The 24,584-nt window shown below is 47.3% G+C and carries 19 protein-coding genes and 2 rRNA genes (1 of these 21 only partly in view); 6 read left to right on the top strand and 15 right to left on the bottom strand.

Translation table 11 applies throughout. The features are described from left to right. The 3 genes from V1501_RS04195 to V1501_RS04185 form a co-directional block, all read right to left on the bottom strand. Positions 1-830, bottom strand: a 23S ribosomal RNA gene (locus V1501_RS04195); it reaches 2,119 nt to the left of the window's first position. Positions 831-1,169: 339 nt separating this feature from the next. Further along, positions 1,170-2,720, bottom strand: a 16S ribosomal RNA gene (locus V1501_RS04190). Together the 16S and 23S rRNA genes form the textbook arrangement of a ribosomal RNA operon. Positions 2,721-2,993: 273 nt before the next feature. Then, the gene (locus V1501_RS04185; RefSeq protein WP_409291596.1) at positions 2,994-3,869 is read right to left on the bottom strand and encodes a nucleotidyltransferase-like protein; all 876 of its coding nucleotides are present in this window, start codon (positions 3,867-3,869) and stop codon (positions 2,994-2,996) included. Positions 3,870-4,018: 149 nt separating this feature from the next. On the opposite strand from V1501_RS04185, the gene V1501_RS04180 reads away from it, so the two are divergent. Continuing rightward, entirely contained in the window at positions 4,019-4,378 is a 360-nt protein-coding gene (locus tag V1501_RS04180) for a YgzB family protein (protein WP_409291595.1), read from the top strand. A gap of 109 nt (positions 4,379-4,487) precedes the next feature. On the opposite strand, the gene perR is transcribed toward V1501_RS04180, so the two are convergent. The 6 genes from perR to V1501_RS04150 form a co-directional block, all read right to left on the bottom strand. Further along, positions 4,488-4,931, bottom strand: a complete 444-nt coding sequence (perR, locus tag V1501_RS04175; RefSeq protein WP_409291594.1) for a peroxide-responsive transcriptional repressor PerR — start codon at positions 4,929-4,931, stop codon at positions 4,488-4,490. A gap of 149 nt (positions 4,932-5,080) precedes the next feature. Beyond that, positions 5,081-5,632 carry a cob(I)yrinic acid a,c-diamide adenosyltransferase gene (locus V1501_RS04170; RefSeq protein WP_409291593.1) on the bottom strand — a complete coding sequence of 184 codons (552 nt, stop codon included), beginning with the start codon at positions 5,630-5,632 and terminating at the stop codon, positions 5,081-5,083. Positions 5,633-5,635: 3 nt separating this feature from the next. Next, on the bottom strand, positions 5,636-6,586 hold the full coding sequence (locus V1501_RS04165; protein ID WP_409291592.1) for a D-2-hydroxyacid dehydrogenase: 951 nt from the start codon (positions 6,584-6,586) through the stop codon (positions 5,636-5,638). A gap of 195 nt (positions 6,587-6,781) precedes the next feature. Beyond that, positions 6,782-7,891 carry an aminopeptidase gene (locus tag V1501_RS04160; protein ID WP_409291591.1) on the bottom strand — a complete coding sequence of 370 codons (1,110 nt, stop codon included), beginning with the start codon at positions 7,889-7,891 and terminating at the stop codon, positions 6,782-6,784. 18 nt (positions 7,892-7,909) lie between these two features. Beyond that, complete coding sequence (bcp, locus tag V1501_RS04155) at positions 7,910-8,377, bottom strand: thioredoxin-dependent thiol peroxidase (protein ID WP_409291590.1); 468 nt, start codon at positions 8,375-8,377, stop codon at positions 7,910-7,912. Between the two features lie 81 nt (positions 8,378-8,458). Next, positions 8,459-8,872, bottom strand: coding sequence for an ion channel (locus V1501_RS04150; protein ID WP_409291589.1), 414 nt, complete (start codon positions 8,870-8,872; stop codon positions 8,459-8,461). 524 nt (positions 8,873-9,396) lie between these two features. Here V1501_RS04150 and V1501_RS04145 point away from each other — a divergent pair. The 3 genes from V1501_RS04145 (at position 9,397) to V1501_RS04135 (ending at position 16,802) form a co-directional block, all read left to right on the top strand. Continuing rightward, entirely contained in the window at positions 9,397-10,686 is a 1,290-nt protein-coding gene (locus V1501_RS04145) for a glutamate-1-semialdehyde 2,1-aminomutase (RefSeq protein WP_409291588.1), read from the top strand. A 282-nt stretch (positions 10,687-10,968) separates the two neighbouring features. Then, complete coding sequence (locus V1501_RS04140) at positions 10,969-15,438, top strand: glutamate synthase-related protein (protein WP_409291587.1); 4,470 nt, start codon at positions 10,969-10,971, stop codon at positions 15,436-15,438. A gap of 290 nt (positions 15,439-15,728) precedes the next feature. After that, positions 15,729-16,802, top strand: coding sequence for an FUSC family protein (locus V1501_RS04135; protein WP_409291586.1), 1,074 nt, complete (start codon positions 15,729-15,731; stop codon positions 16,800-16,802). 971 nt (positions 16,803-17,773) lie between these two features. Here V1501_RS04135 and V1501_RS04130 read toward each other — a convergent pair. From V1501_RS04130 to fabL, 5 genes are all read right to left on the bottom strand, one after another. Then, a complete protein-coding gene (locus V1501_RS04130) occupies positions 17,774-19,522 on the bottom strand; it encodes an ABC transporter ATP-binding protein (protein ID WP_409291585.1) in 1,749 nt (582 codons plus the stop codon). Between the two features lie 114 nt (positions 19,523-19,636). Next, positions 19,637-20,167, bottom strand: coding sequence for a DUF402 domain-containing protein (locus tag V1501_RS04125; protein ID WP_409291584.1), 531 nt, complete (start codon positions 20,165-20,167; stop codon positions 19,637-19,639). A gap of 201 nt (positions 20,168-20,368) precedes the next feature. Next, the gene (locus tag V1501_RS04120; protein ID WP_409291583.1) at positions 20,369-20,623 is read right to left on the bottom strand and encodes a YgaB family protein; all 255 of its coding nucleotides are present in this window, start codon (positions 20,621-20,623) and stop codon (positions 20,369-20,371) included. A gap of 161 nt (positions 20,624-20,784) precedes the next feature. Next, positions 20,785-21,102: a gamma-type small acid-soluble spore protein gene (locus V1501_RS04115; protein ID WP_409291582.1), complete on the bottom strand. Its 318-nt coding sequence runs from the start codon at positions 21,100-21,102 to the stop codon at positions 20,785-20,787. Between the two features lie 75 nt (positions 21,103-21,177). Then, positions 21,178-21,927, bottom strand: a complete 750-nt coding sequence (fabL, locus tag V1501_RS04110; protein ID WP_409291581.1) for an enoyl-[acyl-carrier-protein] reductase FabL — start codon at positions 21,925-21,927, stop codon at positions 21,178-21,180. A gap of 93 nt (positions 21,928-22,020) precedes the next feature. On the opposite strand from fabL, the gene V1501_RS04105 reads away from it, so the two are divergent. Further along, a complete protein-coding gene (locus V1501_RS04105; protein ID WP_409291580.1) occupies positions 22,021-22,245 on the top strand; it encodes a hypothetical protein in 225 nt (74 codons plus the stop codon). Between the two features lie 15 nt (positions 22,246-22,260). Here the strand turns inward: V1501_RS04105 and mutY are convergent, their stop codons facing one another. Then, on the bottom strand, positions 22,261-23,361 hold the full coding sequence (mutY, locus tag V1501_RS04100) for an A/G-specific adenine glycosylase (RefSeq protein ID WP_409291579.1): 1,101 nt from the start codon (positions 23,359-23,361) through the stop codon (positions 22,261-22,263). A 228-nt stretch (positions 23,362-23,589) separates the two neighbouring features. On the opposite strand from mutY, the gene V1501_RS04095 reads away from it, so the two are divergent. Next, positions 23,590-24,570, top strand: a complete 981-nt coding sequence (locus V1501_RS04095) for a metal-dependent hydrolase (RefSeq protein ID WP_409291578.1) — start codon at positions 23,590-23,592, stop codon at positions 24,568-24,570. The last annotated feature ends 14 nt before the right edge of the window (positions 24,571-24,584 follow it).

Raw genomic sequence — 24,584 nt, 5'->3', positions numbered from 1 at the left:
CACACCTCATCCCCGCACTTTTCAACGTGCGTGGGTTCGGGCCTCCATTCAGTGTTACCTGAACTTCACCCTGGACATGGGTAGATCACCTGGTTTCGGGTCTACGACCTCATACTCATTCGCCCTATTCAGACTCGCTTTCGCTGCGGCTCCGTCTCATCAACTTAACCTTGCATGAAATCGTAACTCGCCGGTTCATTCTACAAAAGGCACGCCATCACCCGTTTCCCAAAAGGGACATAGGGCTCTGACTACTTGTAGGCACACGGTTTCAGGATCTCTTTCACTCCCCTTCCGGGGTGCTTTTCACCTTTCCCTCACGGTACTGGTTCACTATCGGTCACTAGGTAGTATTTAGCCTTGGGAGATGGTCCTCCCTGCTTCCGACGGGATTTCACGTGTCCCGCCGTACTCAGGATCCACTCTGGAGGGAACGAAGTTTCGACTACAGGGTTGTTACCTTCTTCGACGGACCTTTCCATGTCTCTTCGTCTACCCCGTTCCTTTGTAACTCCGTATAGAGTGTCCTACAACCCCGAAAGGCAAGCCTTTCGGTTTGGGCTACATTCCGTTTCGCTCGCCGCTACTTGGGAAATCGCATTTGCTTTCTGTTCCTCCGGGTACTTAGATGTTTCAGTTCCCCGGGTCTGCCTCCATCACCCTATGAATTCAGGTGAAGGTACTGTTCCATTACGAACAGTGGGTTTCCCCATTCGGAAATCTCCGGATCAAAGCTTACTTACAGCTCCCCGAAGCATATCGGTGTTAGTCCCGTCCTTCATCGGCTCCTAGTGCCAAGGCATTCACCGTGCGCCCTTTCTAACTTAACCAATTCGGCTGATGTTCTTCCCCTAAGCCCGAAGGGCTGTCAGGTCTTGAATCATCGACCTATAATAAAACAATAAAACTTAACTCGGTTTATTACTCGATGCGGTAAAATGACGCAAATCATTTTTGCCTTATATTGTTATCTAGTTTTCAAAGAACGAAAAAATAAATGATAAACGTCGCTCTTCTTCGTCAGCTTCACTCATTCACATCCTCACGTACGTAAAGTACGATCCGGTGTTCATTCGCTTGCTTCCTCGAATAGCTCGCTTCTAATTTATTTTTGGTTTTGAGAGAATGCTCCCTCAAAACTGAACGAAACAAGATCGCTTTTTCCTTAGAAAGGAGGTGATCCAGCCGCACCTTCCGATACGGCTACCTTGTTACGACTTCACCCCAATCATCTGTCCCACCTTAGGCGGCTGGCTCCATAAAGGTTACCCCACCGACTTCGGGTGTTACAAACTCTCGTGGTGTGACGGGCGGTGTGTACAAGGCCCGGGAACGTATTCACCGCGGCATGCTGATCCGCGATTACTAGCGATTCCGGCTTCATGCAGGCGAGTTGCAGCCTGCAATCCGAACTGAGAATGGCTTTATGGGATTCGCTCGGCCTCGCGGCTTTGCTGCCCTTTGTACCATCCATTGTAGCACGTGTGTAGCCCAGGTCATAAGGGGCATGATGATTTGACGTCATCCCCACCTTCCTCCGGTTTGTCACCGGCAGTCACCTTAGAGTGCCCAACTGAATGCTGGCAACTAAGATCAAGGGTTGCGCTCGTTGCGGGACTTAACCCAACATCTCACGACACGAGCTGACGACAACCATGCACCACCTGTCACTCTGTCCCCCGAAGGGGAACGTCCTATCTCTAGGAGTGTCAGAGGATGTCAAGACCTGGTAAGGTTCTTCGCGTTGCTTCGAATTAAACCACATGCTCCACCGCTTGTGCGGGCCCCCGTCAATTCCTTTGAGTTTCAGCCTTGCGGCCGTACTCCCCAGGCGGAGTGCTTAATGCGTTAGCTGCAGCACTAAAGGGCGGAAACCCTCTAACACTTAGCACTCATCGTTTACGGCGTGGACTACCAGGGTATCTAATCCTGTTCGCTCCCCACGCTTTCGCGCCTCAGCGTCAGTTACAGACCAGAGAGTCGCCTTCGCCACTGGTGTTCCTCCACATCTCTACGCATTTCACCGCTACACGTGGAATTCCACTCTCCTCTTCTGCACTCAAGTCTCCCAGTTTCCAATGACCCTCCACGGTTGAGCCGTGGGCTTTCACATCAGACTTAAAAGACCGCCTGCGCGCGCTTTACGCCCAATAAATCCGGACAACGCTTGCCACCTACGTATTACCGCGGCTGCTGGCACGTAGTTAGCCGTGGCTTTCTGGCCAGGTACCGTCAAGGTGCCATCAGTTACTATGGCACTTGTTCTTCCCTGACAACAGAGTTTTACGATCCGAAAACCTTCTTCACTCACGCGGCGTTGCTCCGTCAGACTTTCGTCCATTGCGGAAGATTCCCTACTGCTGCCTCCCGTAGGAGTCTGGGCCGTGTCTCAGTCCCAGTGTGGCCGATCACCCTCTCAGGTCGGCTACGCATCGTGGCCTTGGTGAGCCGTTACCCCACCAACTAGCTAATGCGCCGCGGGCCCATCCTTGAGTGACAGCCGAAACCGTCTTTCCTCTTTCCCTCATGTGAGGGAAAGACCTATCCGGTATTAGCTCCGGTTTCCCGAAGTTATCCCGATCTCAAGGGCAGGTTGCCCACGTGTTACTCACCCGTCCGCCGCTGACTTCAGGGAGCAAGCTCCCTGAAGTCCGCTCGACTTGCATGTATTAGGCACGCCGCCAGCGTTCGTCCTGAGCCAGGATCAAACTCTCCGAAAAGTGTTCGATATAGCTCATAAATTTTAAAACTTGTTTTGTTTACTTCCTATAAAATAAGAAGTAACTGGCGTCTTGTTTCGTTCAGTTTTCAAAGAACATTTTGTCAAAAGCGACTTTATTATCATACCATGTTAGCAAGTGGTAAGTCAATAGCTTTTTTCTAAAGTTTTTTTCGCCGCTAGCGAAAACGTAATGTCCCGCAGCGACGTTTATAAATATATCACCATTCAGAAGGAGGGTCAATACTAAAAATACTTTTTTACGATAACTTTTTTACACTTCCCCATGAACTGTATAATATCGATGATAAATGCCCTGGCCTTTTGTCTCCACCTCTACTATATCCACCACATTCTTATCGACTAGATATTCGAGTACAATTTCCAGATCAACCGAGTAGTATCTCAGTTCCGGGTGCTGAATAAGTTCGGCAATGGACCAATACCCCTCTTTGGCACTCAATACATCAATTATATGCTGTGAACCCAATTGTGTTCTTGAGTGAATTAAAAACTCACTTGCCAAAAATAATAATTCCAGCCTTTTGCTGAGTGACTCCTGGCTGGATACCAGTTCTTCATACAGTTTGAAGATCTGGGGACGGATCAGCCTTACCTGATTCCATACTGTAACCTCAGGATGAAAGCCTTGATCGATTATTTCCAGGCGTGCCAGGTGATGAAGCGAGTGAATGATATGATTGTACGCATCCAGGAAATGGCCGTTCTCAAAGAAAGACTTGCCATCCAGATATCTTCTGATCAGCTTGGCAAATTCGATGCCCGTTTTTAGCTTGCGGCCGTAAAATGGAAACTCCTGCAGCTCGGTCCGCAGATTTTCAAGGTATTCATTACGATCAAACACGATCCTGCCATTGAAAATCCACTCGATGATTTTCTTGTTTGTCCCAAGCAGCATCCATTCATCCAGCTGATCCTGATGAACGATGTGCAGGGCGGCTTTTTGATCTTTGTACATATAATGCTTAATGGTAACAGGCTCATCCGAATCATTTACCACCATCAGCAAAATGTAATCAAACGTATCGGTTGTCGAAACTTCATTGGGATTTTTTTCAATCAGGAGCACGCCCAGTGTAGAAGGCCAGCTGGCACGTTCCTGGTATATTGGTCGAAGTATATCTTCCATATGAGTACCTCCAAGAAACCTATTTCTCATCTGATAAACAAAATCTTCTTTTAACCAGATTCGATAAAAACCTTCATAAATCCTTTTTCTTTTTTATGTTAATTCTTACGACTCATTTATGATATAGTTAATTATCGGGAGGGACAAGCATGGCTAAATACTCAAATAAAATTAATAAAATTCGGACTTTTGCATTAAGTTTGATTTTTATTGGATTCATAGTAATGTACGCCGGAATCTTTTTTAGAACATCGCCGCTTGTGATGACTATATTTATGATCCTCGGCCTTCTCTTTATTATTGCCAGTACGGTCGTGTATTTTTGGATAGGTATGCTGTCCACAAAAACAGTACAGGTGCAGTGCCCTAACTGCGGCAAAGTTACAAAAGTGCTTGGCAGGGTGGATATGTGTATGTATTGCAACGAACCGCTCACACTCGATAAGAGCCTTGAAGGCAAGGATTTTGATGAAAAGTACAACAAAAAAAGAAAAGACCTGAATGCATAACCGCATGAAGGTCTTTTCTTTTTGAAATAAAAAAAGCCGGTCCGCCGACATCAGCCAGGCGCGAGTGGCCGGCATGGTTTGGCAGTCAGGCTGACTGATGCTGATGATCTTAATGAGCCTCTTTTGCTGAGCAGTCGGCACAGGTTCCGTACACCTCGAGCCTGTGGCTGTGGACTTTGAAGCCGGCAACATGGGATGCCAGGTGTTCAACTTCATCAAGTCCGGGATAATGGAAATCGACCATTTTGCCGCAGGACTCACAGATTACATGATAGTGGTCGGTGGTGACAAAGTCGAATCTGCTCGAGGAGTCTCCGTAATTGAGCTCTTTCACCAATCCCACTTCACGAAATACCCGCAGGTTATTATAAACAGTGGCGACACTCATGTTCGGAAACTTTCCTTCTAGGGCTTTATAAATATCATCGGCTGTTGGATGTGTCATGGATTGAATAAGATACTCAAGTATCGCATGACGCTGCGGAGTGATTCTTACCCCAGTTTCTTTTAACGCTTCTAATGCTTCTTTAAGCTGAATTTGGGACACCGCCATGCACCTCTTTTCTAAATAGGATTTATTTTCACATTATAATGGTTATAAATAGTGTACAGCCCAGCTTGCTTTTTTGTCAACTTTTCCTTGCTGTATAAAGGGTTGCCTCTCTTACAGTGTATTCAATGAAGATAAAAAAATTCAGGAGCCTATTCCTGGTGGAGATTCAATTCATTTGCGCCAAGTTTTGCATTTATGAACCTGGCCGCAACAAAAAGATAGTCTGAGAGCCTATTCAGATATGAGAGCACAAGCGGATTGACTTCTTCACCGATACCAACCGCGTTCCGTTCAGCTCTTCTGGCAATGGTCCGGGCCACATGGAAAGCAGCCCCGGCTGGATGTCCGCCCGGCAGGATAAAATTTTTCAGCGGCGCAAGGCTTCCTTCCATCCTGTCAATAGCCCCTTCCAGCTGTTCAATATGTTCAGCCTTAAGCTCCCAGCTGACCTTTTTTCCTTGGGGCGTAGCCAGCTCAGCTCCTACATGGAACAGGATGGTCTGAATCTGGTTGATATCGCCTGCGAGCAGTTCCTTCCCCTCAAATTCTGTTTCGTGCAAATAACTGAGGCCAAGACCGATTGCGGAATTTGCTTCATCACACGTCCCGTAAGCCTCTACCCGCATGTCATTCTTGTTCACTCTCTGACCGTATATAAGTGATGTAGTGCCCTTGTCTCCTGTTTTCGTATAAATCTTCATGCTTTAGTACCCTCTTTCCAAGTCAATTTCATTTTTAAAATCCTTTTTTCCCTTCAAGAAGCGCTGTAGATTATACTCAAAGATCTCAAAGCAGCGCGGCAGGTAATTTTGCGAAATGCTCGATATATGGGGAGAAATGGTCACTGAATCCATTTCCCAGTATGGGTGTTCAGCAGGAAGCGGCTCTTCATGAAAAACGTCCAGTATAGCATGCCTGATGCATCCATTTTGGAGGGCTCCAAGCAGCACCTTTTCCTCTACAGCATCTCCTCTGCCTATGTTGATGAATATCGCACCTTCCTTCATGGCATTAAAGTGCTGATCTGTCAGGAAATGCTTTGTCTCCGCGGTGCTTGGCAGCACCGACACAATATAATCACCGGCAGGAATCTCGTCCATCAATTTCTGCATGCCTGCTGTTCTGTCGAAGTGCTCTGCCGGCCGGCCGTCTCTGTTGATTCCAGCCACCGACATTCCAAATGCTTTTGCAAGGCGCGCCACTTCACTTCCGATTGCGCCGGCTCCGATCACAATCATGGTCTTTCCGTATAGCTCCCCAAACTGATGATCTCTATCCCAGATATGTTTTTTCTCTAATTCCCGCAGCTCCCGCATTTTCTTTTCAACTTCCAGTATCCTTCCGATGGTAAACTCAGCCATCGGGATTTTATGGATCCCTCTTGCGTTCGTAACTCGGACATCCTTATCCAGCAAAGCTTTGAAAGGCATTCTTTCAAGCCCTGCAGACATGACCATGACCCATTCCAGGCGCTTTGCATGTTGTATATGTACATCCTCGAGGTCTTCACCGTATGTGACCAGGATTTTCGCTTCCGGAAGATAGCGATCATCAGCTGCTATGGACTTCTGAAACCTGAAGGTGATGTCCGGGTAGTTGTTTATTAACTGCTGCTGCAAGTCAGCCGGCGGTGTGAATGTGAATTGTATAAGCATGAAAAAGTCATCCCTTATCAATGAATTTTAAGAAAAGTTTATCACGCCATGGGGCACAGGGGAATTTTCAGCCAATAAAAAACGGGCCGCCAGGGCCCGAAAGGTCATTCATCTGAGGAGGTATTCCTAATGTAATGATATGCATTTTCCAGATGAAGGAGTGGACAAATACCCTCTTTGGATAAAAAGGGCTTCTTAGATCAACCGTTCAGGATTTAATCCTTCAAGTTCCTCTATAACAAATAATCCATCTTTGCGGATCAGCACATCGTCGAAGTAAATTTCCCCGCCTCCGTATTCAGGGCGCTGAATCAGCACCATATCCCAATGTATGGATGAACGGTTGCCATTGTCGGCATCTTCATACGCTTCCCCAGGAGTGAAATGCAGGCTTCCACAGATTTTTTCATCAAATAGGATATCGCCCATCGGCTCCTTGATCATCGGATTGACACCGATGGCAAACTCGCCAACATAACGAGAACCTTCATCTGTATCGAAAACTTTATTGATTTTTTCAGTCTGATCTGCTGATGCCTCAACGATTTTTCCGTCTCTGAATGTCAGGGAAACATTCCTGAAGTTAGTCCCATGATAAGGGCATGGAGTATTAAAGGCGATGGTTCCATTGACACTGTCTTTAACCGGAGCAGTAAAAACCTCGCCATCCGGGATATTATTTTCACCAGAGCATACAACGGCAGGAATTCCTTTAATTGAAAAAGTCAGATCTGTTCCCGGCGAAACAAGGCGCACCTTATCCGTTCTTTCCATAAGCTCCTTGAGGGGCTGCATGGCTTTGCGCATATTACTGTAATCGACAGTGCATACATCCAGGAGATAGTCTTCGAATCTCCTTGTGCTCATGCCCGCTTTTTGAGCAAGACCCTTGGTTGGGTAATTCAGGAGGACCCACCTTCTGTTATTCACATAAAAGAACGTTCCCGGCTTCATGATTTCCCCTCGTATCCTGTGTTTTTCTGAAGGGATTTCGCTCATCTCAGAATCATTTTCTTCTCCGATCACAATGATGACTGCATCGACATCTTCATATTTCTTCAACATCCACGCCGCCTGCGTCTCGAGCTGCTCCCTGGTTGCCCCCATAGCAAGATGCTGGCTGATTTCTTCTTCCATTAGTTCTACATAAGGATATGCACCAAGACTATAGGCACCATCGATCAATTCCTTAATAAGAGGCTGGGCAGTAACACTCCCCCTGATCAGCACGCGTTCATTCTCTTTTATAGCCACAGAATGGGTCAGCAGCACATTTGCAAGCTTCGTTAACCGATTATCTCTCATGATTTTTTCTCCCTTTGTCTATAAATTTTCTTTTATATATTGCAGGGCTTCATCAACATGCCCTTTTACCTTTACCTTGCGCCAGTCCTTGACCACTCGGCCATCTTTACCGATGATGAAGGTCGAACGCTCAATCCCCATATATTCTTTCCCGAAGTTCTTTTTTAATTTCCAGACACCATACGCTTCTGCAGCTATATGGTCAGGGTCTGCCAGCAAGAGGAAGGGCAGGCCATACTTTTCTATAAAAGCTTCATGCTTTTTCACCGGGTCTGGGCTTATGCCGATGATGACAGTATCAAGCCCTTCAAATTCCTCATGCTTATCCCGGAAATCGCAGGCTTCCGTGGTACAGCCCGGGGTCATATCCTTTGGATAAAAGTACAGCACCACATTTCTACCTCTGTAATCGGACAGGCTGATCTTCTCCCCATTGCTCGCTTCAAGGGTAAAATCCGGGGCAGTATTGCCCGTTTGTATTTCCATGGTAACGCCTCCATTTGAAGATAATACATGCTATAAAAGACAGCCTGCAGGCATGAAAAGTATTTTTACGGCAGCGGATATTCATGGTTTATCAGACGCCCCTCCGTGGAATACCGACCTTACGACAAAAGCTGCCGGGAGGGCATAACCCATAAAGGCTTGAATGGATGCCACAATCCGCCCGAATCCGCTCGGAACCAAATCGCCATAGCCTACAGAAAAGAACGTGATGGAACTGAAATACAGGGTGGTACCAAGTTTATATATGTAACTTCCCTCTAAAGGCTGTCCCTTTTCAAGCAAAACTGTATAGCTTTTTAATTCCAAAAGCAAGTAGATGAGTGCAAACCCTAGTGTAATAGTACCATATAACAGTCCAAGCCAAATAAAATTCCTTACCGTCAGATTTTTATCCAGCTCACCAATTGGAGTGAATAGTCCCTTGAGACTCATAAACATGCAAAAGATCGCTGCCATCAGCAATATGTTTATCAAGTAGCATCCCTCAGTTATTATTTCTTTAGGCTGTTTCGCTTACATTACGGCTTTTGAACAGGAAAGTTGGTTTTCCGCTGCAGGTACTCCATTTGAGCGGGGCGGGCACTGAGCCTCCTCGGCTTTGCCTGCGGGGTCTCACCTGTCCCGCAGCTCCCTCAGGCGAAAAGCGGAGAACGGTTCCTGCTAAATTTGATAACATTAAATGTACAATGTTTTATCAATTTTAATTATAAAAATAGACTAATTTGGCAGGCAGTTACCCGAAAAGCATAAGTCTCGCAGCTGGAACAGGAGTCTCGCGCCTTCCGCTCCAATCAACTTGTTTAATTATTTTTATCTCCTTACAAAACTCATTACAAAATAACAATCTTTTAGAAAAGATTCCTCTTTATTATAAATGTACGGCCCGTCCTCCCGGCATATACCTGATTGGAAAATTAAGCATGAGACATACTTCTGTATTCAAGTATGTCAAAGTGCTAGAATAATGGGAGGCTTGAAAAGAAATGTTGGAGGTAAGTATGGAATTCCTAAAATCAGAATCATTACATAAAGAAGCACAGGAGCACATTGTCGGGGGCGTCAACAGTCCATCCCGTTCCTATAAGGCTGTTGGCGGCGGGTCGCCGGTGGCAATGGAAAGAGCAAAGGGAGCCTACTTCTATGATGTGGACGGCAATAAATATATCGATTATCTGGCAGCATATGGCCCCATCATTACGGGACATGCCCATCCCCATATCACAGCTGCCATAACCAAGGCCGCCGAAAATGGTATTCTATTTGGAACGCCGACACCCTATGAAGTGACCTTTGCAAAGATGTTGAAAGAAGCCATGCCTAACCTTGAGAAAGTGCGTTTCGTTAATTCAGGCACAGAAGCTGTCATGACGACCATACGGGTGGCCCGTGCCTATACCGGCCGGGACAAGATCATTAAATTTGCCGGCTGTTATCACGGCCACTCAGACCTTGTCCTGGTGGCAGCAGGATCCGGCCCTTCCACACTCGGTACACCGGATTCCGCAGGTGTGCCGAAATCAATCGCCAATGAGGTGATCACGGTTCCTTTCAATGAGACGGAACCCTTAAAAGAGGCACTCGCCAAATGGGGCGACGAAATTGCCGCGATCCTGGTGGAACCGATTGTCGGCAACTTCGGCATTGTCGAGCCAAAGCCCGGATTCCTCGAAGAAGTGAACAGGCTTGTGCACGATGCGGGCGGCCTTGTTATTTACGACGAAGTGATCACAGCCTTCCGGTTTATGTATGGCGGCGCCCAGGATCTCTTAGGCGTACAGCCTGATCTTACGGCTCTCGGCAAAATTATCGGCGGCGGCCTCCCTATCGGAGCATATGGCGGCCGCAGGGAGATCATGGAGAAAGTGGCTCCGCTCGGCCCGGCGTACCAGGCAGGGACCATGGCTGGGAACCCAGCTTCCATGCTTTCAGGGATTGCCTGCCTTGAAGTCCTGAAAGAAGACGGTGTATATGAAGAGCTTGATCGCCTGGGAGCCATCCTTGAGGATGGGATACTGCATGCGGCAGCAATACACAGCGTTCCCATTACCATCAACAGGTTAAAGGGAGCCCTGACCATTTACTTCACCAAAGAGAAAGTAGTCAATTATGAACAGGCTGAAAATACAGACGGCGATCTGTTTGCAAAGTTCTTCAAGCTCATGCTGAACCAGGGCATCAACCTGGCCCCTTCCAAGTACGAAGCATGGTTCATCACCACAGCCCATACGGATAAGGATATAAAGGAAACCATTCAGGCCGTCGAGCAAGCCTTTGCACAGCTGGCATAAAAAGTAGTTATAAATATACATTTATTATTCACTCCCGGGCGCTTTCATCCCGGGAGTTTTTTCTCTGAATAAGTTTGAAAACGCTTACAAAGAAAGTTTTAATTTTTGCCTGATTTTATATACACTTTCAGGCATATTCACCTACTTGCATATTCATTGATTTTTCCAATTTAAAGTGCTACTATAAACATACTATTCTGAAAATTTTGTGCTATCAGTTTAAGTTATCCCATAGGAGGTGAACGGCAGAATATAAGGTTCGTTCCTTATATCGCCTATCCAATGACCCAGACATGGAATCCGGCTTCATTCAAAGAATATTATAAGCACGAACATGACGCCTGCGGAATTGTTGCATGCATTGAAAAAGAGCAGGTTCCGACGCGGGCCAATATATTCTCCTGTATCGATGCATTGGTGACGATGAATCACCGGGCAGGGTTTATCAACAACGAAGGTGACGGAGTTGGCATCCACATTGACATCCCCCGTTCATTATGGGAGAAAAAGCTTGAAGTATCCGGCATTGACTCTGCACTTTGTGCCAGTGAAGCTTTTTTTGTCGGCCATTTTTTCTTCAACAGTAAGACAGATAAGAAACCGTTGAAGGAATTTATCCACAGGAAGCTTGCGGAACGCGGCCTTTCTGTTGAATTCGAAACAGATGGAGTCCATGATCCAGAGGCCCTTGGCCCGATTGCCCTTCAGGAGAATCCTTTGTTCTGGCAGATAGCCGGCCTTGCCCCTGCAGCCGATCAGCAAGAGCGTTCAAAGATGCTGTTTGAATTGATCGTTGAACTTGAAAGTAATGAAAATATACATGTTTCGTCACTCAGCCAGTATCATGCGGTATATAAAGTGATGGGGGCGGGCGATATCCTCCCTAAATACTATAAGGACCTTTCCGACCCGCTGATCGCTTCCACCATGACACTTGGACATAATCGCTATTCAACAAATACATTATCCAGCTTTTTCAGAGTCCAGCCGTTCAGTGTGCTGGGACATAACGGAGAAATCAATACCATAGCCAAGCTTCGCGACGAAGCACGGATGATCGACGTTCCCCTTGTAAAGCAGGGCAGTGATTCACAGGATTTGAGCAGGACGATTGAAACGCTTATCTGCCGGCATGGTTACTCCCTTTTTGAGGCTATGGATGTTCTGTTCCCGCCTATCATCAGTGAAATGAAGCAATATCCTGAACATCTGCAGGATCTGTATACTTACCTGCGCGAGGCATGGGGACATTATGCCCAGGGTCCTGCCGGCATTATTTCCAGGTTCGGGCATGAAGCGGTATTCTCCGTTGACGCCCTTGGCCTGAGACCGCTTTGGCAGCTTAGTACGGAAACATCGTATCTATTTTCCTCGGAGCCGGGGATTATAGCGTCTGCTGATTACACAGCCGACCCTAAACCGCTCGGACCCGGTGAAAAGGTTGGCCTCAAGTGGGAAGATGGAAAGATAAAGGTCTATGAATACAGCGCATACCAGGAGGAGGTCTATTCGCTGTTCCAGCAGAAGCTCATGCTTTCCGGCGACCGTGTCCGCCTCCTCCCGCCGGCTGTAGAGAAAGTGGTCACACAGAATACAATTGAAAAACTGCATAACGGCATGTATAAATCCTTCGGCTGGGAGCGTGACCATGTCCAGCTCGTAGAGCAGATGGCTGAAAAAGGGGCAGAACCAATCAGGTCGCTCGGTCATGATGCGCCTCTTGCAGCTGTAAATCCCGAAAGGAAAAACATCGCCGATTTCATTAAGGAAAGTGTCGCAGTGGTAACCAACCCTGCCATCGACCGGGACCGTGAGACTGAACACTTCTCCACCCGTACGATCCTTGGCAGAAGACCGTCATTATTCAAAGCGGAAGAAGCCCATTCAGTTATCGAGCTTCTCTCTCCCATCGTCCTTGAAGGACTGCCGGGTACAATCAGTTCGCCTGAGATCATACAGCCGGGCTATGAGCAGATTCTGCACCTCTTTCAAAAGGATGGCCGTGCAGCTGTAATCACGGCTGCAGTCAAGACTGATGAATCTGTGATGGATGCATTGAAGAGAATCAGCCTGGAAGCTGAAGATGCAGCCCGCTCAGGAAAAGCATTTTTGGTCCTGGATGACAGCAAGGTCCATCTGGATGGTCACTACTGGCTGGATCCGTTGCTTGCAACCTCGGCTGTAGACCGCCATTTGACGAATGCCGGACTGCGGCGGGAGTGCTCCATCCTGCTCAGGTCAGCCTCCATCCGCTCATTGCATGATTTGATCCTGGCCTACGGGCTTGGCGCTAATGCCATCAATCCTTATTACATGTTCCTGACGGTGGCAGATACCGATCCTAAGCCGCTGATCAATCTTTATAATGCCCTCGTCAAAGGCCTTGAAAAGGTCATCTCGACGATTGGAATCCATGAACTGCGCGGATATGGACGGCTGTTCTCAAGCATCGGACTGCATGAGGATCTGGCTGAGGTCCTGGCCATTGTAAACTTTTTCGGCTCTGATGCCATCTCCCACGATATCAGCTATCTGAAGCAGGATGCCATGGAGAGGGCAGAACATTTCTATAATGAAAAGGAACGGGCAGCCAAATCGTTCCACGTCTTCCCGCGAATTTGGAAGGCTATCGGTGAGATTGCCGCTACTGGTGACTACTCAGCCTATAAGGAAAAGATTTCTGAACAGGAGCAGGAGAACCCGACAGCGATCCGCCACCTTACCAGCCTAAAGACTGTGAAGGACCCTCTGCCGGCTGAAACTGTCGACATCAGCGTAGGGGAGCACAGCCTCCCGTTCCTCATTTCATCCATGAGCTTTGGCTCGCAAAACGAGATAGCATTCCGGGCCTACGCGGAAGCAGCCGACCGGATGAATATGATCAGTTTAAATGGGGAAGGCGGAGAAATTAAGGATATGCTGGGCAAGTATCCGCGCACACGCGGCCAGCAGATTGCATCCGGGCGTTTTGGCGTGAATGCAGAACTCCTGAACTCATCCAATCTTCTTGAAATCAAGATAGGCCAGGGAGCAAAGCCCGGTGAGGGCGGCCATCTCCCAGGTTCAAAGGTGACTGCAAAGATCGCTGAAGCAAGGAACGCCACCATCGGTTCCGACCTGATCTCGCCATCCAATAACCATGATATTTATTCCATTGAAGACCTTGCCCAAATGATCCATGAACTGAAGACGGCCAACGATCAGGCCAAGGTTGCAGTAAAAGTTCCTGTTGTACCCAATATAGGAACCATCGCTGTCGGTATCGCCAAGGCAGGCGCAGATATCATCACCCTCTCCGGATTTGACGGCGGTACAGGGGCTGCCCGGATTCATGCCCTGCAGCATGTGGGCCTCCCTGTTGAAATCGGCGTAAAAGCAGCCCATAATGCCCTGCTTGAAGCAGGCATTCGGGATACCGTGGAAATTTGGGCGGACGGCGGCATAAAGAGCGCAAATGATGTCCTTAAAGTCATGCTCCTCGGCGCGAACCGCATCGGCTTTGGCACTCTTTCCATGATTGCTGTCGGGTGCACAACCTGCCGCGGCTGCCATCTTGACACCTGTCACGTCGGAATTGCCACTCAGATTGAGACAGAAGCACAGGCCAAGGAACATGGACTTAGAAGATTTGTCCCGCGTAAGTTTGATCTGGCCGTGCAGGGGCTGACCAATCTTTTCACTGCATTCGGGCAGGAACTCCAGGAGCTGGCGGCAGCAGCCGGGATTAAAAACCTTCAGGACGCAGTCGGAAAATCCAATATGCTTGAACAGGTGAAAGGCCAGGATAAGCTTGATCTTACCTACCTGCTCAAACCGCTTGATATCAGCCAGATTGCATACAGAGAAGCTGCCGCATCACGAGAGCAGGAATCCTTTGCAGTGGCGGCAGGTGCTGAATATCTGGATTCGAGCGTTGATGAGCTTCATCAATCTCGGAAGTTTGACTCAGTACGGTCTGAACAGCGGGTGCTGGCGAGCAGGGTCTCCTGCCACAGAGTCAGAAACCGCCTGGACGGATCCTACAAGCAGCTGCCGGATATCAAGCTTGCCTATCAGAATTCCATCCCTGGCAACGGTCTTGGAGCATATAACAGTTTCGGGATTGATATAGAAGTTTCCGGCGGTGCACAGGACGGGATCGGCAAAACTTCCTTCGGCGGAAGTGTCCGGGTTTTCAAGTCTAAAGGACAGGATGGCCGGTTCTATAACGGTTCTGTCGGGAAAGGCTTCGGCTACGGCGCGCAGGAAGGCCTTTTGATCGCGCAGGGAGATGCAGATGCGAGAGCAGGAATCAGGCTCTCAGGTGCCGATATTATCATCGGCGGAAGATTGAAGAAGCCCCTGCCTGCCAGGGAACACGGAAATATCGGTGTGAATGCCAATATTAAAGGGTTTGCATTTGAATATATGACAAACGGAAGAGGCCTTGTCCTCGGCGATCCGGGACCTTGGATATGCGCCGGCATGACTGGCGGAAGCGTATATCTTAGGCTGCAGCCTGATATGGGCCTGACCAGGGAAGCCATCGAAAGACGGATTGCCATAGGGGCCAAGGTTTCCATTACGGGACTTTCAAGCGGGGGCATAGAAGATGTACAGGAACTGCTAGGTCAGTATATCACCCTTCTGGAAGAGCAGGATCAAACTGCTGAAGCAGAGGAATTGCGGAAACTTCTCAACTCCCCTTCTTCACACTTCGTGCAGATCCAGCCGGTCAAAGAACAGGCTGACCCGTCTGTTTCAACTGAATAACATTAAAAGAGACTGACCCCCAGGGCCTGACTCCCCGGTTGACCCAAGTAAGGAACGGCAAATGCTTCCTTAATGGTTCTACAGGTGTCAGGCTCCTGATTGCGGCCAGTCTCTTTTTTTTTATGATATTTTTTCTTTTAAAGAGGGTATGTACAGTAACTAAAGGCATAATTTTAATAAAAGTGAGCCCTGCCTATTGAACTTCTTACTGAAAGCTTGTATATTACATAATTGTTTACTAAAAAAATGCCACGGATTCTTTGATCAAAATCCAGAAAGGACATTTATTCATGAAGCTCGGCGCCCGCATTTTAAAAACGGGAATTGCAATTGTCTTAGCCATCTATGTATCACAGTTCTTCAACATGCCCACACCTGTATTTGCTGCAATTTCAGCAATATTTGCCATACAGCCCACTATATATCGTTCATATGTAACGATACTCGAACAAATCCAGGCTAATTTGGTCGGCGCTTTTGTTGCCACTTCATTTGTTCTGCTGTTCGGGAATCATCCATTCTTTATCGGGCTTGCTGCCATCATCGTCATATCGATCAACTTGAAATATAATATGAAAAACTCTATCTCCATAGCTCTTGTAACGCTGATTGCGATTATGGAGAGCCAAAGCGGCAATTTTTTAAACTTTGCATGGCTCAGGTTCTCAACCATATTGATTGGGATATTATCTGCATTTGTTGTAAATTTAATTTTCCTGCCTCCCAAATACGAAACAAAAGTATACACCAGGATCGCTTCACTTGCTGAGGAAATATTTCAATGGATACGGATTAACACCCGTCATGCAAGTGACCACGGCCAGCTGAAATCCGAAATCGGCCGCTTCAAAGAAGAAATCATCAAGCTTGAGCAGCTGTACCTGATGTACAAGGAAGAAAGAAACTTCCTCAAGCGGGAAAGGCTAGCAAAATCCCGGAAACTCGTCGTATACCGGCAGATGATTTCCACTGTAAAAAAAGCTCTGGATACACTGAGAAGGCTTCATCGCTACGAGAACGAACTGCAGCAGATGCCTGAGAAGTTCCAGGCCAGCATCCAGCAGCAGATGGATATGCTCATCTACCAGCACGAACAAGTAATGCTGAAATATAACGGTAAAATCAAATCACATACCTTCAGCACAGAAGAAACCGGAAATAAAGTGGAACTGGTAAAGCTCTTGCTGAAAGGGCCGGAGGATCTTAGCGATGAACAATACTGCCTCCTCTACCATATGATGCCCATCGTCTCCTCCATCATTGAATATGAGGAAGATATCGAGCATCTTGATACACTTATCACCAGCTTCTTTTCTTTCCACAGTGAAACGAATGATGTATCCATAAATGATAAAGATTCCTAAACCTGCCTTAATGGCAGGTTTTATTTCGTTTTGCAAGGAGTGGCTGTAATTTGTTATCGCGGGAGCTCCTCTGTTCAGGAGGATATGAAAGACATATCTTTTTACTTTTTCCAGGAAGATGTTCTTCATCCACCTCGATGAAGGACTTTTTACTCCACCATCCGCTCCAAAAAGTCCTTCATTCCCCTGATGAAGGGACGTTTCACTCCAATCCGCTCCAAAACGTCCTTCATACTCCTGAGAAAAGGCGTTTCACTCACACTCCTGCTCTGAAATATCCTTCATTCCACCTTATAAAGGACATTTCTTTTCATTTTCGCCCTGATAATATCCTTCATTCCCTTTTTCGGCCGTAAGCCGGCCGCCTTTAAAGGGCAAAGGGCGGCCTTTTAATGCCGCCCTTCTCACGCTTGTCAGGCGTCTGCTTTTCTGCTGAGTTTTTCTGTTATTACACGATTTGTACTTCATTCTGTTTTATATATATACTCTTTGAAAAGCACCGTTCTCCGCTTTTCTAGTTGTCCAGCTCCAAGCTGAGATCCTCGAGTCATAAGCCAAGCCGGCCATGAGAAGAAGATCACTTCTCATGGCCGGCTCGTCTTATGCTTGGCAAAAGCATAAGGGCGACTATGCTTCTGTCTTCGCTAACGCTCGCCAATCAGCAAGTCTTCTTTATCGGATCTCTGCCTTCCTGCTTAAACTAGCTGGTTTTACGAAATTGGCAAGTCATAGTATTATTCCTTAGTCTTAGTTGGGAGGCACCGCTTTTCGCCTTTCTAGTTGTCCAGCTCCGAACTGACGCCTTCGGTCGTAAGCTGGCCGCCATTAAAAGGCAAGGGCGGCCTTTTTATACCGCCCTGCTTACGCCTGTCAGGCGTCTGCTTTTCTGCTGAGTTTTATTCCTTTGACTCTATTTGTATGTCATCATGCTTTTTAAATATTTCACTTGAAAAGCACCGTTCTCCGCCTTTCTAGTTGTCCAATTGCTGTACTTGAAATAATCGGTAGTATCCGCCTTGTTTTTTCATGAGTTCTTCGTGTGTGCCGATTTCTGCGATTTGGCCGTATTCGATGAGTACGATGCGGTCGGCATGGGTTATGGTTGAGAGCCGGTGTGCGACGATAAAGGTGGTTCTGTCCTTGGCTAGTTTCTCGAGTGCTTCCTGGATTAGGTGTTCGCTTTCGAGATCAAGGGCAGATGTTGCTTCGTCGAGTACCAGGATTGGCGGGTTTTTCAGGAATACCCTGGCGATGGCTACTCTTTGCTTTTGACCGCCTGAGAGCTTGACGCCGCGTTCGCCGACTTTGGTGTCATAGCCCTGCGGCAGGTTGGTAATGAAGTCATGGGCATTGGCAGCGCGTGCGGCCCTGTATACTTCTTCTTCGGTTGCATCGGGCTTGCCCATCAGGATGTTAGCCATGACGGACTCGCTGAACAGGATGTTATCCTGCAGCACCATCCCAATTTTGTCCCGCAGACTTCTCACCTTATAATCTCTGAGATCCACTCCATCCAGGAGGATGCGTCCCCCTGTCACATCATAAAATCTCGGGAGCAGGCTGACCAGGGACGATTTTCCGCCTCCGCTCATCCCTACCAGGGCAATGGTTTCTCCCTGCCTGACTTCAAGTGATAGGTTTTTCAGGACATCTCCTTCCCCTTCATTGTATGCAAAGGATACATCTTCAAAAGAGAGCTTTCCTTTGATATTCTTTGCTTCCTTCGCATCAGGGGCATCTTCTATGTCATACTTGACATCCATGAACTCAAAGACTCTGTCCATTGACGCAAAAGCCTGTGTCAGGGTGGTGGACGAGTTGACCATCCGGCGCAGGGGGCCGTATAGGCGGTCAATGTATGCGACGAATGCTACCATGGTTCCTACTGTAAGGTCTCCGTGTATGACAAGGTATGCTGAGTATCCTATAACAAGGAGCGGTGAAATATCCGTGATTGTATTAACAACACCGAATGATTTGGCATTCCAGCGTGTGTGATTAAGTGCTTTGTCGAGATAATTTTTGTTTTGGCTTCCGAATCTTGCCTGCTCATAATTTTCAATGGCAAAGCTTTTAATGACCGGCATACCCTGGATTCTTTCGTGCAGATAGCTCTGGACTTCTGCAAGCGCCTGGGAACGCTCCCGTGTAAGCGATCTGAGTGTGCCAAAGAAGTATTTGATGGATAGAGCATAGAATGGGAACATCAAAATTGACACGAAGGTCAGCTTTACATCAAGGGTAAACATGATGGCCACAACGAACACGATTGTTGCCAGGTCGAGCCAGAGATTCATCATCCCGGTCATGACGAAGTCTTTGGTCTGCTCAACGTCATTGATGATCCGTGAAATGACTTCCCCGACCCTGTTATTTGAATAATACTTGAAACTGAGTTTTTGCACATGTGTGTACAGGCGGTTCCTGATGTCAAACAAAATCTTACTTCCTGTCCACTGGGCAAAATATTGCCGGTAATATTCCACCGGCGGCCTTACTATAACAAAAATGAATGCCATGATTCCCATGGCCCAAAGAAGTTTTTCTGTTTTGGCGCTGGCTGATAGGCCAGGATTGCCGATTACGTCGTCTACCACATATTTTATTAAATATGGCAGCAGGAGCGGGATCCCGAATTTCACTAAACCGATCAGGATCGTCCCGGCTATCTGCCATTTATATGGCTGGACGAACTGCATATATCGCCTGATGCTCCCCAAGATGGTCACCTTCTTATTAAGTATTCAATAGAAAAACCTGTTGATGGGACAACAGGCTTTGAAACACAGCATATAGGTATCTTGTACCCTGGAATTCCAATGCGGCAAACTGATTTATTTCCTGTAGGTTAGAAATCGTTCATACCAATTATCGATGAAATCTGGTGAAAACGGTCCTTTTCGCTGACGTATCCAATGGATGAGATTGTCCATATTCCGCCTGAGTATCTTGTCGATAACCACGGGATATCCCATTTCCCTGCCATGAAGCTCATATTCGTCTTCATCGAGGATATTGAAGGTCATATCCGGATACACCTTGATATCGAGGTCATAGTCAATATACTTAAGCGCTTCGTTATCATACACAAACGGCGAGCTGAGGTTGCAGTAATAGTATACACCGTCTTCTCTCAACATTCCCAGGATATTGAACCATAAGCTTGAATGGAAGTAGCAGATTGCCGGTTCTCTTGTAATCCAGGTTCTGCCGTCTGATTCGGTGACCATGGTTCTGTCATTTGCAGCGATCACGAGGCTCTGTGTGCCCTTCAAGACCGTGGTTTCTTCCCAGATTCGATGAATCCGCCCATTATGTTTGTAGCTTTGTATTTGGATTTTTTCTCCTTCTCCGGGAATCCCCATATTTTATTTCTCCTCTGCTTTTAAGAATACAGTGAACCTTCACCTGTACCTTTACTTTGCGGCGACATAAGCGAACGAGCATCGCCTCCTATAACGCTTGAATAGTGGTATTGGCTATAAGTTATTCTACTATTATAACGATAATAAAATCTTTTTAAAACAAAAGAGTCATTGAAATTCAATGACTCTTAAAAAAAGCGGTTAAATTGTATTTAAATGCGCTTCCTGATAAGAACGGATAACTTCCTCTGTCTGGTTTTCAAAGGTTTTTTGAATACTCCTTAAGTTAATTTTCATCAGGTCCATTTCTTCCCTGAGAGCGGCAAGCTCCGCCCCTTCATCAAGAGAATCCAGCTCCTGTTCAATGTCCTGGCATCTTTCCAGCTCGGTCTGCAGGTACAGCAGTCTTTCCATTGTCTTTAACTGCTCGTTTACCAGGTAATCAAAACGCTTCAAGCGAATCCCTCCCGCCAGTTCCTTCTTTACTACATAGATTCTTTTTGACCGAAGGATTCCCTTTGACTTATTCTGTAGACTTTAGAGAAGTTTTGTCGATGAGGATGGATTCCGAAGAAAGAGAGAGCGGATATGATCCGCCCTCTCTAATGGGGTAGCAATTATTTTTGGCTGCTGTTGCGTTGAGCTTGAGATTGAGCCTGCTGGTTTTGTTGTCTTACTTGCTGAGCGTCAGTTTGACGTTCAGAAGCAAACTCAGTGCCGAATTGGCCTTGAGAAGCAGAAGCGCCCATACCTTGAGAAGCTTGTTGGTTTTGTTGTCTTACTTGCTGAACGTTAGTTTGACGTTCAGAAGCAAACTCAGTGCCGAATTGGCCTTGAGAAGCAGAAGCGCCCATACCTTGAGAAGCTTGTTGGTTTTGTTGTCTAACTTGTTGAGCATTAGTCTGTGATTGAGACTTTCCGAAGTTGTTTGCCATGATTATCACCTCCACGAATTTTAATGTAACCAAGAGCCGTGGAGTATATCCGGCATTTTTAAAATTTTTTCTGTTTTACATGATCAGGGAACGTCCGCCGTCCACGATGATTGTCTGGCCGCGGATCATGCTTGAATCATCTGAAACAAGGAACATGATAGTGTTGACCATATCCTCGATTTCCACCATTCTTCCTGCTGGGGTCTGGCTTGCAGCATCCTTCAGCAGTTCTTCACGGTTCGGGAAGTGCTTGAGCGCCTCGGTATCAATTGCCCCGCCTGATACCGCATTTACACAGATATTCTTCGGAGAAAGCTCTACAGCGAGATATCTTGTCAATGCTTCCAGTGCGGCTTTGGAAACACCCACTGTCGTGTAGTTTTCAAGCACCCGGATGGAACCGAGGGAACTGATGCTGACCATCTTGCCTCCGCAGTTTTTCTCCATGAGCTTTGCCGCTTCCTGTGCGCAGAAGAGAAAAGCCTTGCTGTTGATGTCCATCGTCCAATTCCAATGAGATTCCTGCAGGTCCATCGCCGGACGCAGTACACCTGATGCAGCATTGCTGATAAAAACATCAAGCCGCCCAAAAACATTCTCTATTTCGTCAAACATAAGCTTTATTTTAGCCGTGTCGCCGACATTTGCTTTAACCAGCAGCACTTTCCTGCCCATTGCTTCAATTTCGGCAGCAGCCTCGGCAGCTGCCGTCCTGCTCCTGGCATAGTTTATTACGATATCATATCCTTCACGGGCTAGCCGGAGGGCGGTAGCCCTTCCCAGCCCCCTGCTGCTTCCTGTTACTAATGCGACTCTTTGTGTCATAATTAACACCCTTTCCAAGATTTTATGAATAATGAACGGCCATCTGCAGGAAAAATAGGAATTCCAGGCATCCTAAAAGGAGGAAGATTCTATATGTATGTTGGCCGTGATATGACGGAACTTACCATGGTACCTAAAACCGAGTGGGCAAACAGCGAGCTCGCTTTTTTTCATCAGTCCCTGCAACAAATGGTACCCTATCTTAATTCAGAAGGACAAGCCATCCACAGGGAAATTGTTAAAGAAATTGAAAATCGCCAGGGCATGAAGAGAAATGAAGCAGACTATACCCACGGCACCAGGACCAGCTATGATTGAAGGGGGCATCGCCCCCTAATTTATTGAATCGAGATACGCCTTCCAGATTTTTTGATGGGACACGGGAAATGCATAATTTTCGATTTCCGATTCTGCAGCCCATCTGTAACCCTGCTGCAAAGCTTCTTCAGGAATGCCATCCACTTCGCCTGCATACACTTCCATTTTCCATTTCAGATGCGAGAAGACATGCTCGAGGCTGAGCAGGTGGGGTCCGAGCTCCGGGACTGCACCCAGGCTCTCTGAGAAAAGCTGCCTGAAGCTCTCCCGCCTGGTCATGAGCGCCCCTGCATCCTCAAAGTTCGGGAATTCCCACAGATTGGCTAATAAACCGGTGGACGGCCGCTTATGGATTAATATTCCCCCTTTTCCATTTGTCAGCACAGCAGCGGTTATCGGCACGGTCCTGCTCTTCTTCTGCTGATTCTTGACCGGCAGCCCCGCTTGCACTCCTTCTTGAAAAGCCTTGCAATGCTCCCGTACAGGGCATAGTAAACAAGAAGGTACACCCGGTGTACAAATGATCGCTCCAAGCTCCATCAGGGCCTGGTTGAAGGAAGATGTATGTTCATGATCAATCAGCTCCCTGACTGCAGCTTCAAAAATCTTTCTTGTCTTCGGCTTTGCAATATCTTCTTCGATAAGCAGTATCCGGGAGAGAACCCTCATGACGTTCCCGTCAACCGCAGGCTCTGGCCTGCCGTATGCAATACTCAGGATGGCTCCGGCTGTATACGGACCTACTCCCTTAAGCTTCGAAATTTCCTGCGGGGTGTCAGGGACAATTCCGCCATATTCCGCTTCCACTTCCCGGACAGCACTTTGCAGGTTCCTGACCCTCGAATAGTAGCCAAGCCCTTCCCATGCTTTCAGTACCTTTTCCTCATCCGCTTCAGCCAGGCTTGAGATGGTAGGGAACCACTCAATAAACCGGTTGAAATATGGGATTACGGTATCCACCCTCGTCTGCTGCAGCATGATTTCCGATACCCAGACTTTATAGGGGTCTCTGTCCTTTCTCCAGGGCAGGTCTCTCTGCTCCCGGTCAAACCAGCTTATCAAGTCCTTCTGGAAGCCCCGGACATTTATTTTTTCTGTTAAATGATCATTTTTCAAGGTTCTTTCCTCCGTGATGTTAACTTTTAGTTAGAAAGGGAATATATTAATATGATTTCTGGACTGATATGCAGGCTGCCTGTTGCCGTCAGCAGGTCCGCTGCTGGATAAACCGGGCAATAATCATCCAAAATAATAATATAATTTTTTTATCTATAGGGCCGTTCACCCACGCTGCCTCTTAAGGGTAATAAGCAAAAAAATGGTATTCGCAAGGAGGTTGGCTTATTGGATACGGGGACTCATTTTGTAATGGGCATTGCGCTCGGGGGACTTGCCGCACTCGACCCGGCTGTCGGGAGCGATCCAGCCACAGCACAGGCTGTCTTGATAGGCACAATCTTAGGCCAGCAGGCTCCCGATCTGGACACTGTACTTAAATTAAGGAACAATGCTGTATATATAAGAAATCACAGGGGTATCACCCATTCTATACCGGCTGTACTCCTTTGGCCGCTGTTAATTTCTGGGACGCTCGGACTGTTGCTGCCCCGGGCGGATTTTCTCCATCTGTGGCTCTGGACCTTCCTTGCTGTCGCACTCCACGTGTTCGTGGATTTGTTCAATGCGTACGGCACACAGGCACTGCGGCCCTTTTCTTCAAAGTGGGTCGCTTTTGGTATCATTAATACATTTGACCCGGTCATCTTCGGAATTCACATAGCGGGCATCATACTCTGGGGCTTCGGTTTTCCGCCCGGCATCACCTTCCTGGTTATGTACATGGTGGTGGCAGGTTATTATGTCCTTCGAATCATCGAACACCGCCAGGTCAAGAAACGGGTGTTCGAATTGATTCCCGAGGCTAAGAAAGTTATCATTTCACCGACCATGCGCTTTCACCGCTGGCGGATCGCCGTTCTTACCGGCACCCACTTCTATGTGGCCAGGTCTTATGACAAGAAACTGACCATTCTGGACAAATTTGAAAGGATCCCGCTGCCTGACAGCCGGATACTAGATGCTGCCAAGCATGATAAAAACCTCTCCGCCTTCCTTTCCTTTTCTCCGGTGTACCGGTTTGAAATCAAAGAAGGCAAAGATATCTCTGAGGTGCGTTTCATAGACCTCCGGTATAGAAGTAACGGTTATTACCCGTTTGTTGCCGTGGTTCACCTTGATCAGGACCTGAACATCATCAATTCGTATACAGGCTGGATTTTCAGTGAAGAAAAACTTAGGAAGAAACTTGATATCCTTCCGGGCTGACCGCATGGAAAAAG

It is taken from the genome of Paraperibacillus esterisolvens, assembly GCF_046237625.1.
GTDB classification, from domain to species: Bacteria; Bacillota; Bacilli; order Bacillales; family DSM-1321; genus Paraperibacillus; species Paraperibacillus esterisolvens.
This window is presented reverse-complemented; position numbering and strand designations above follow the sequence as displayed.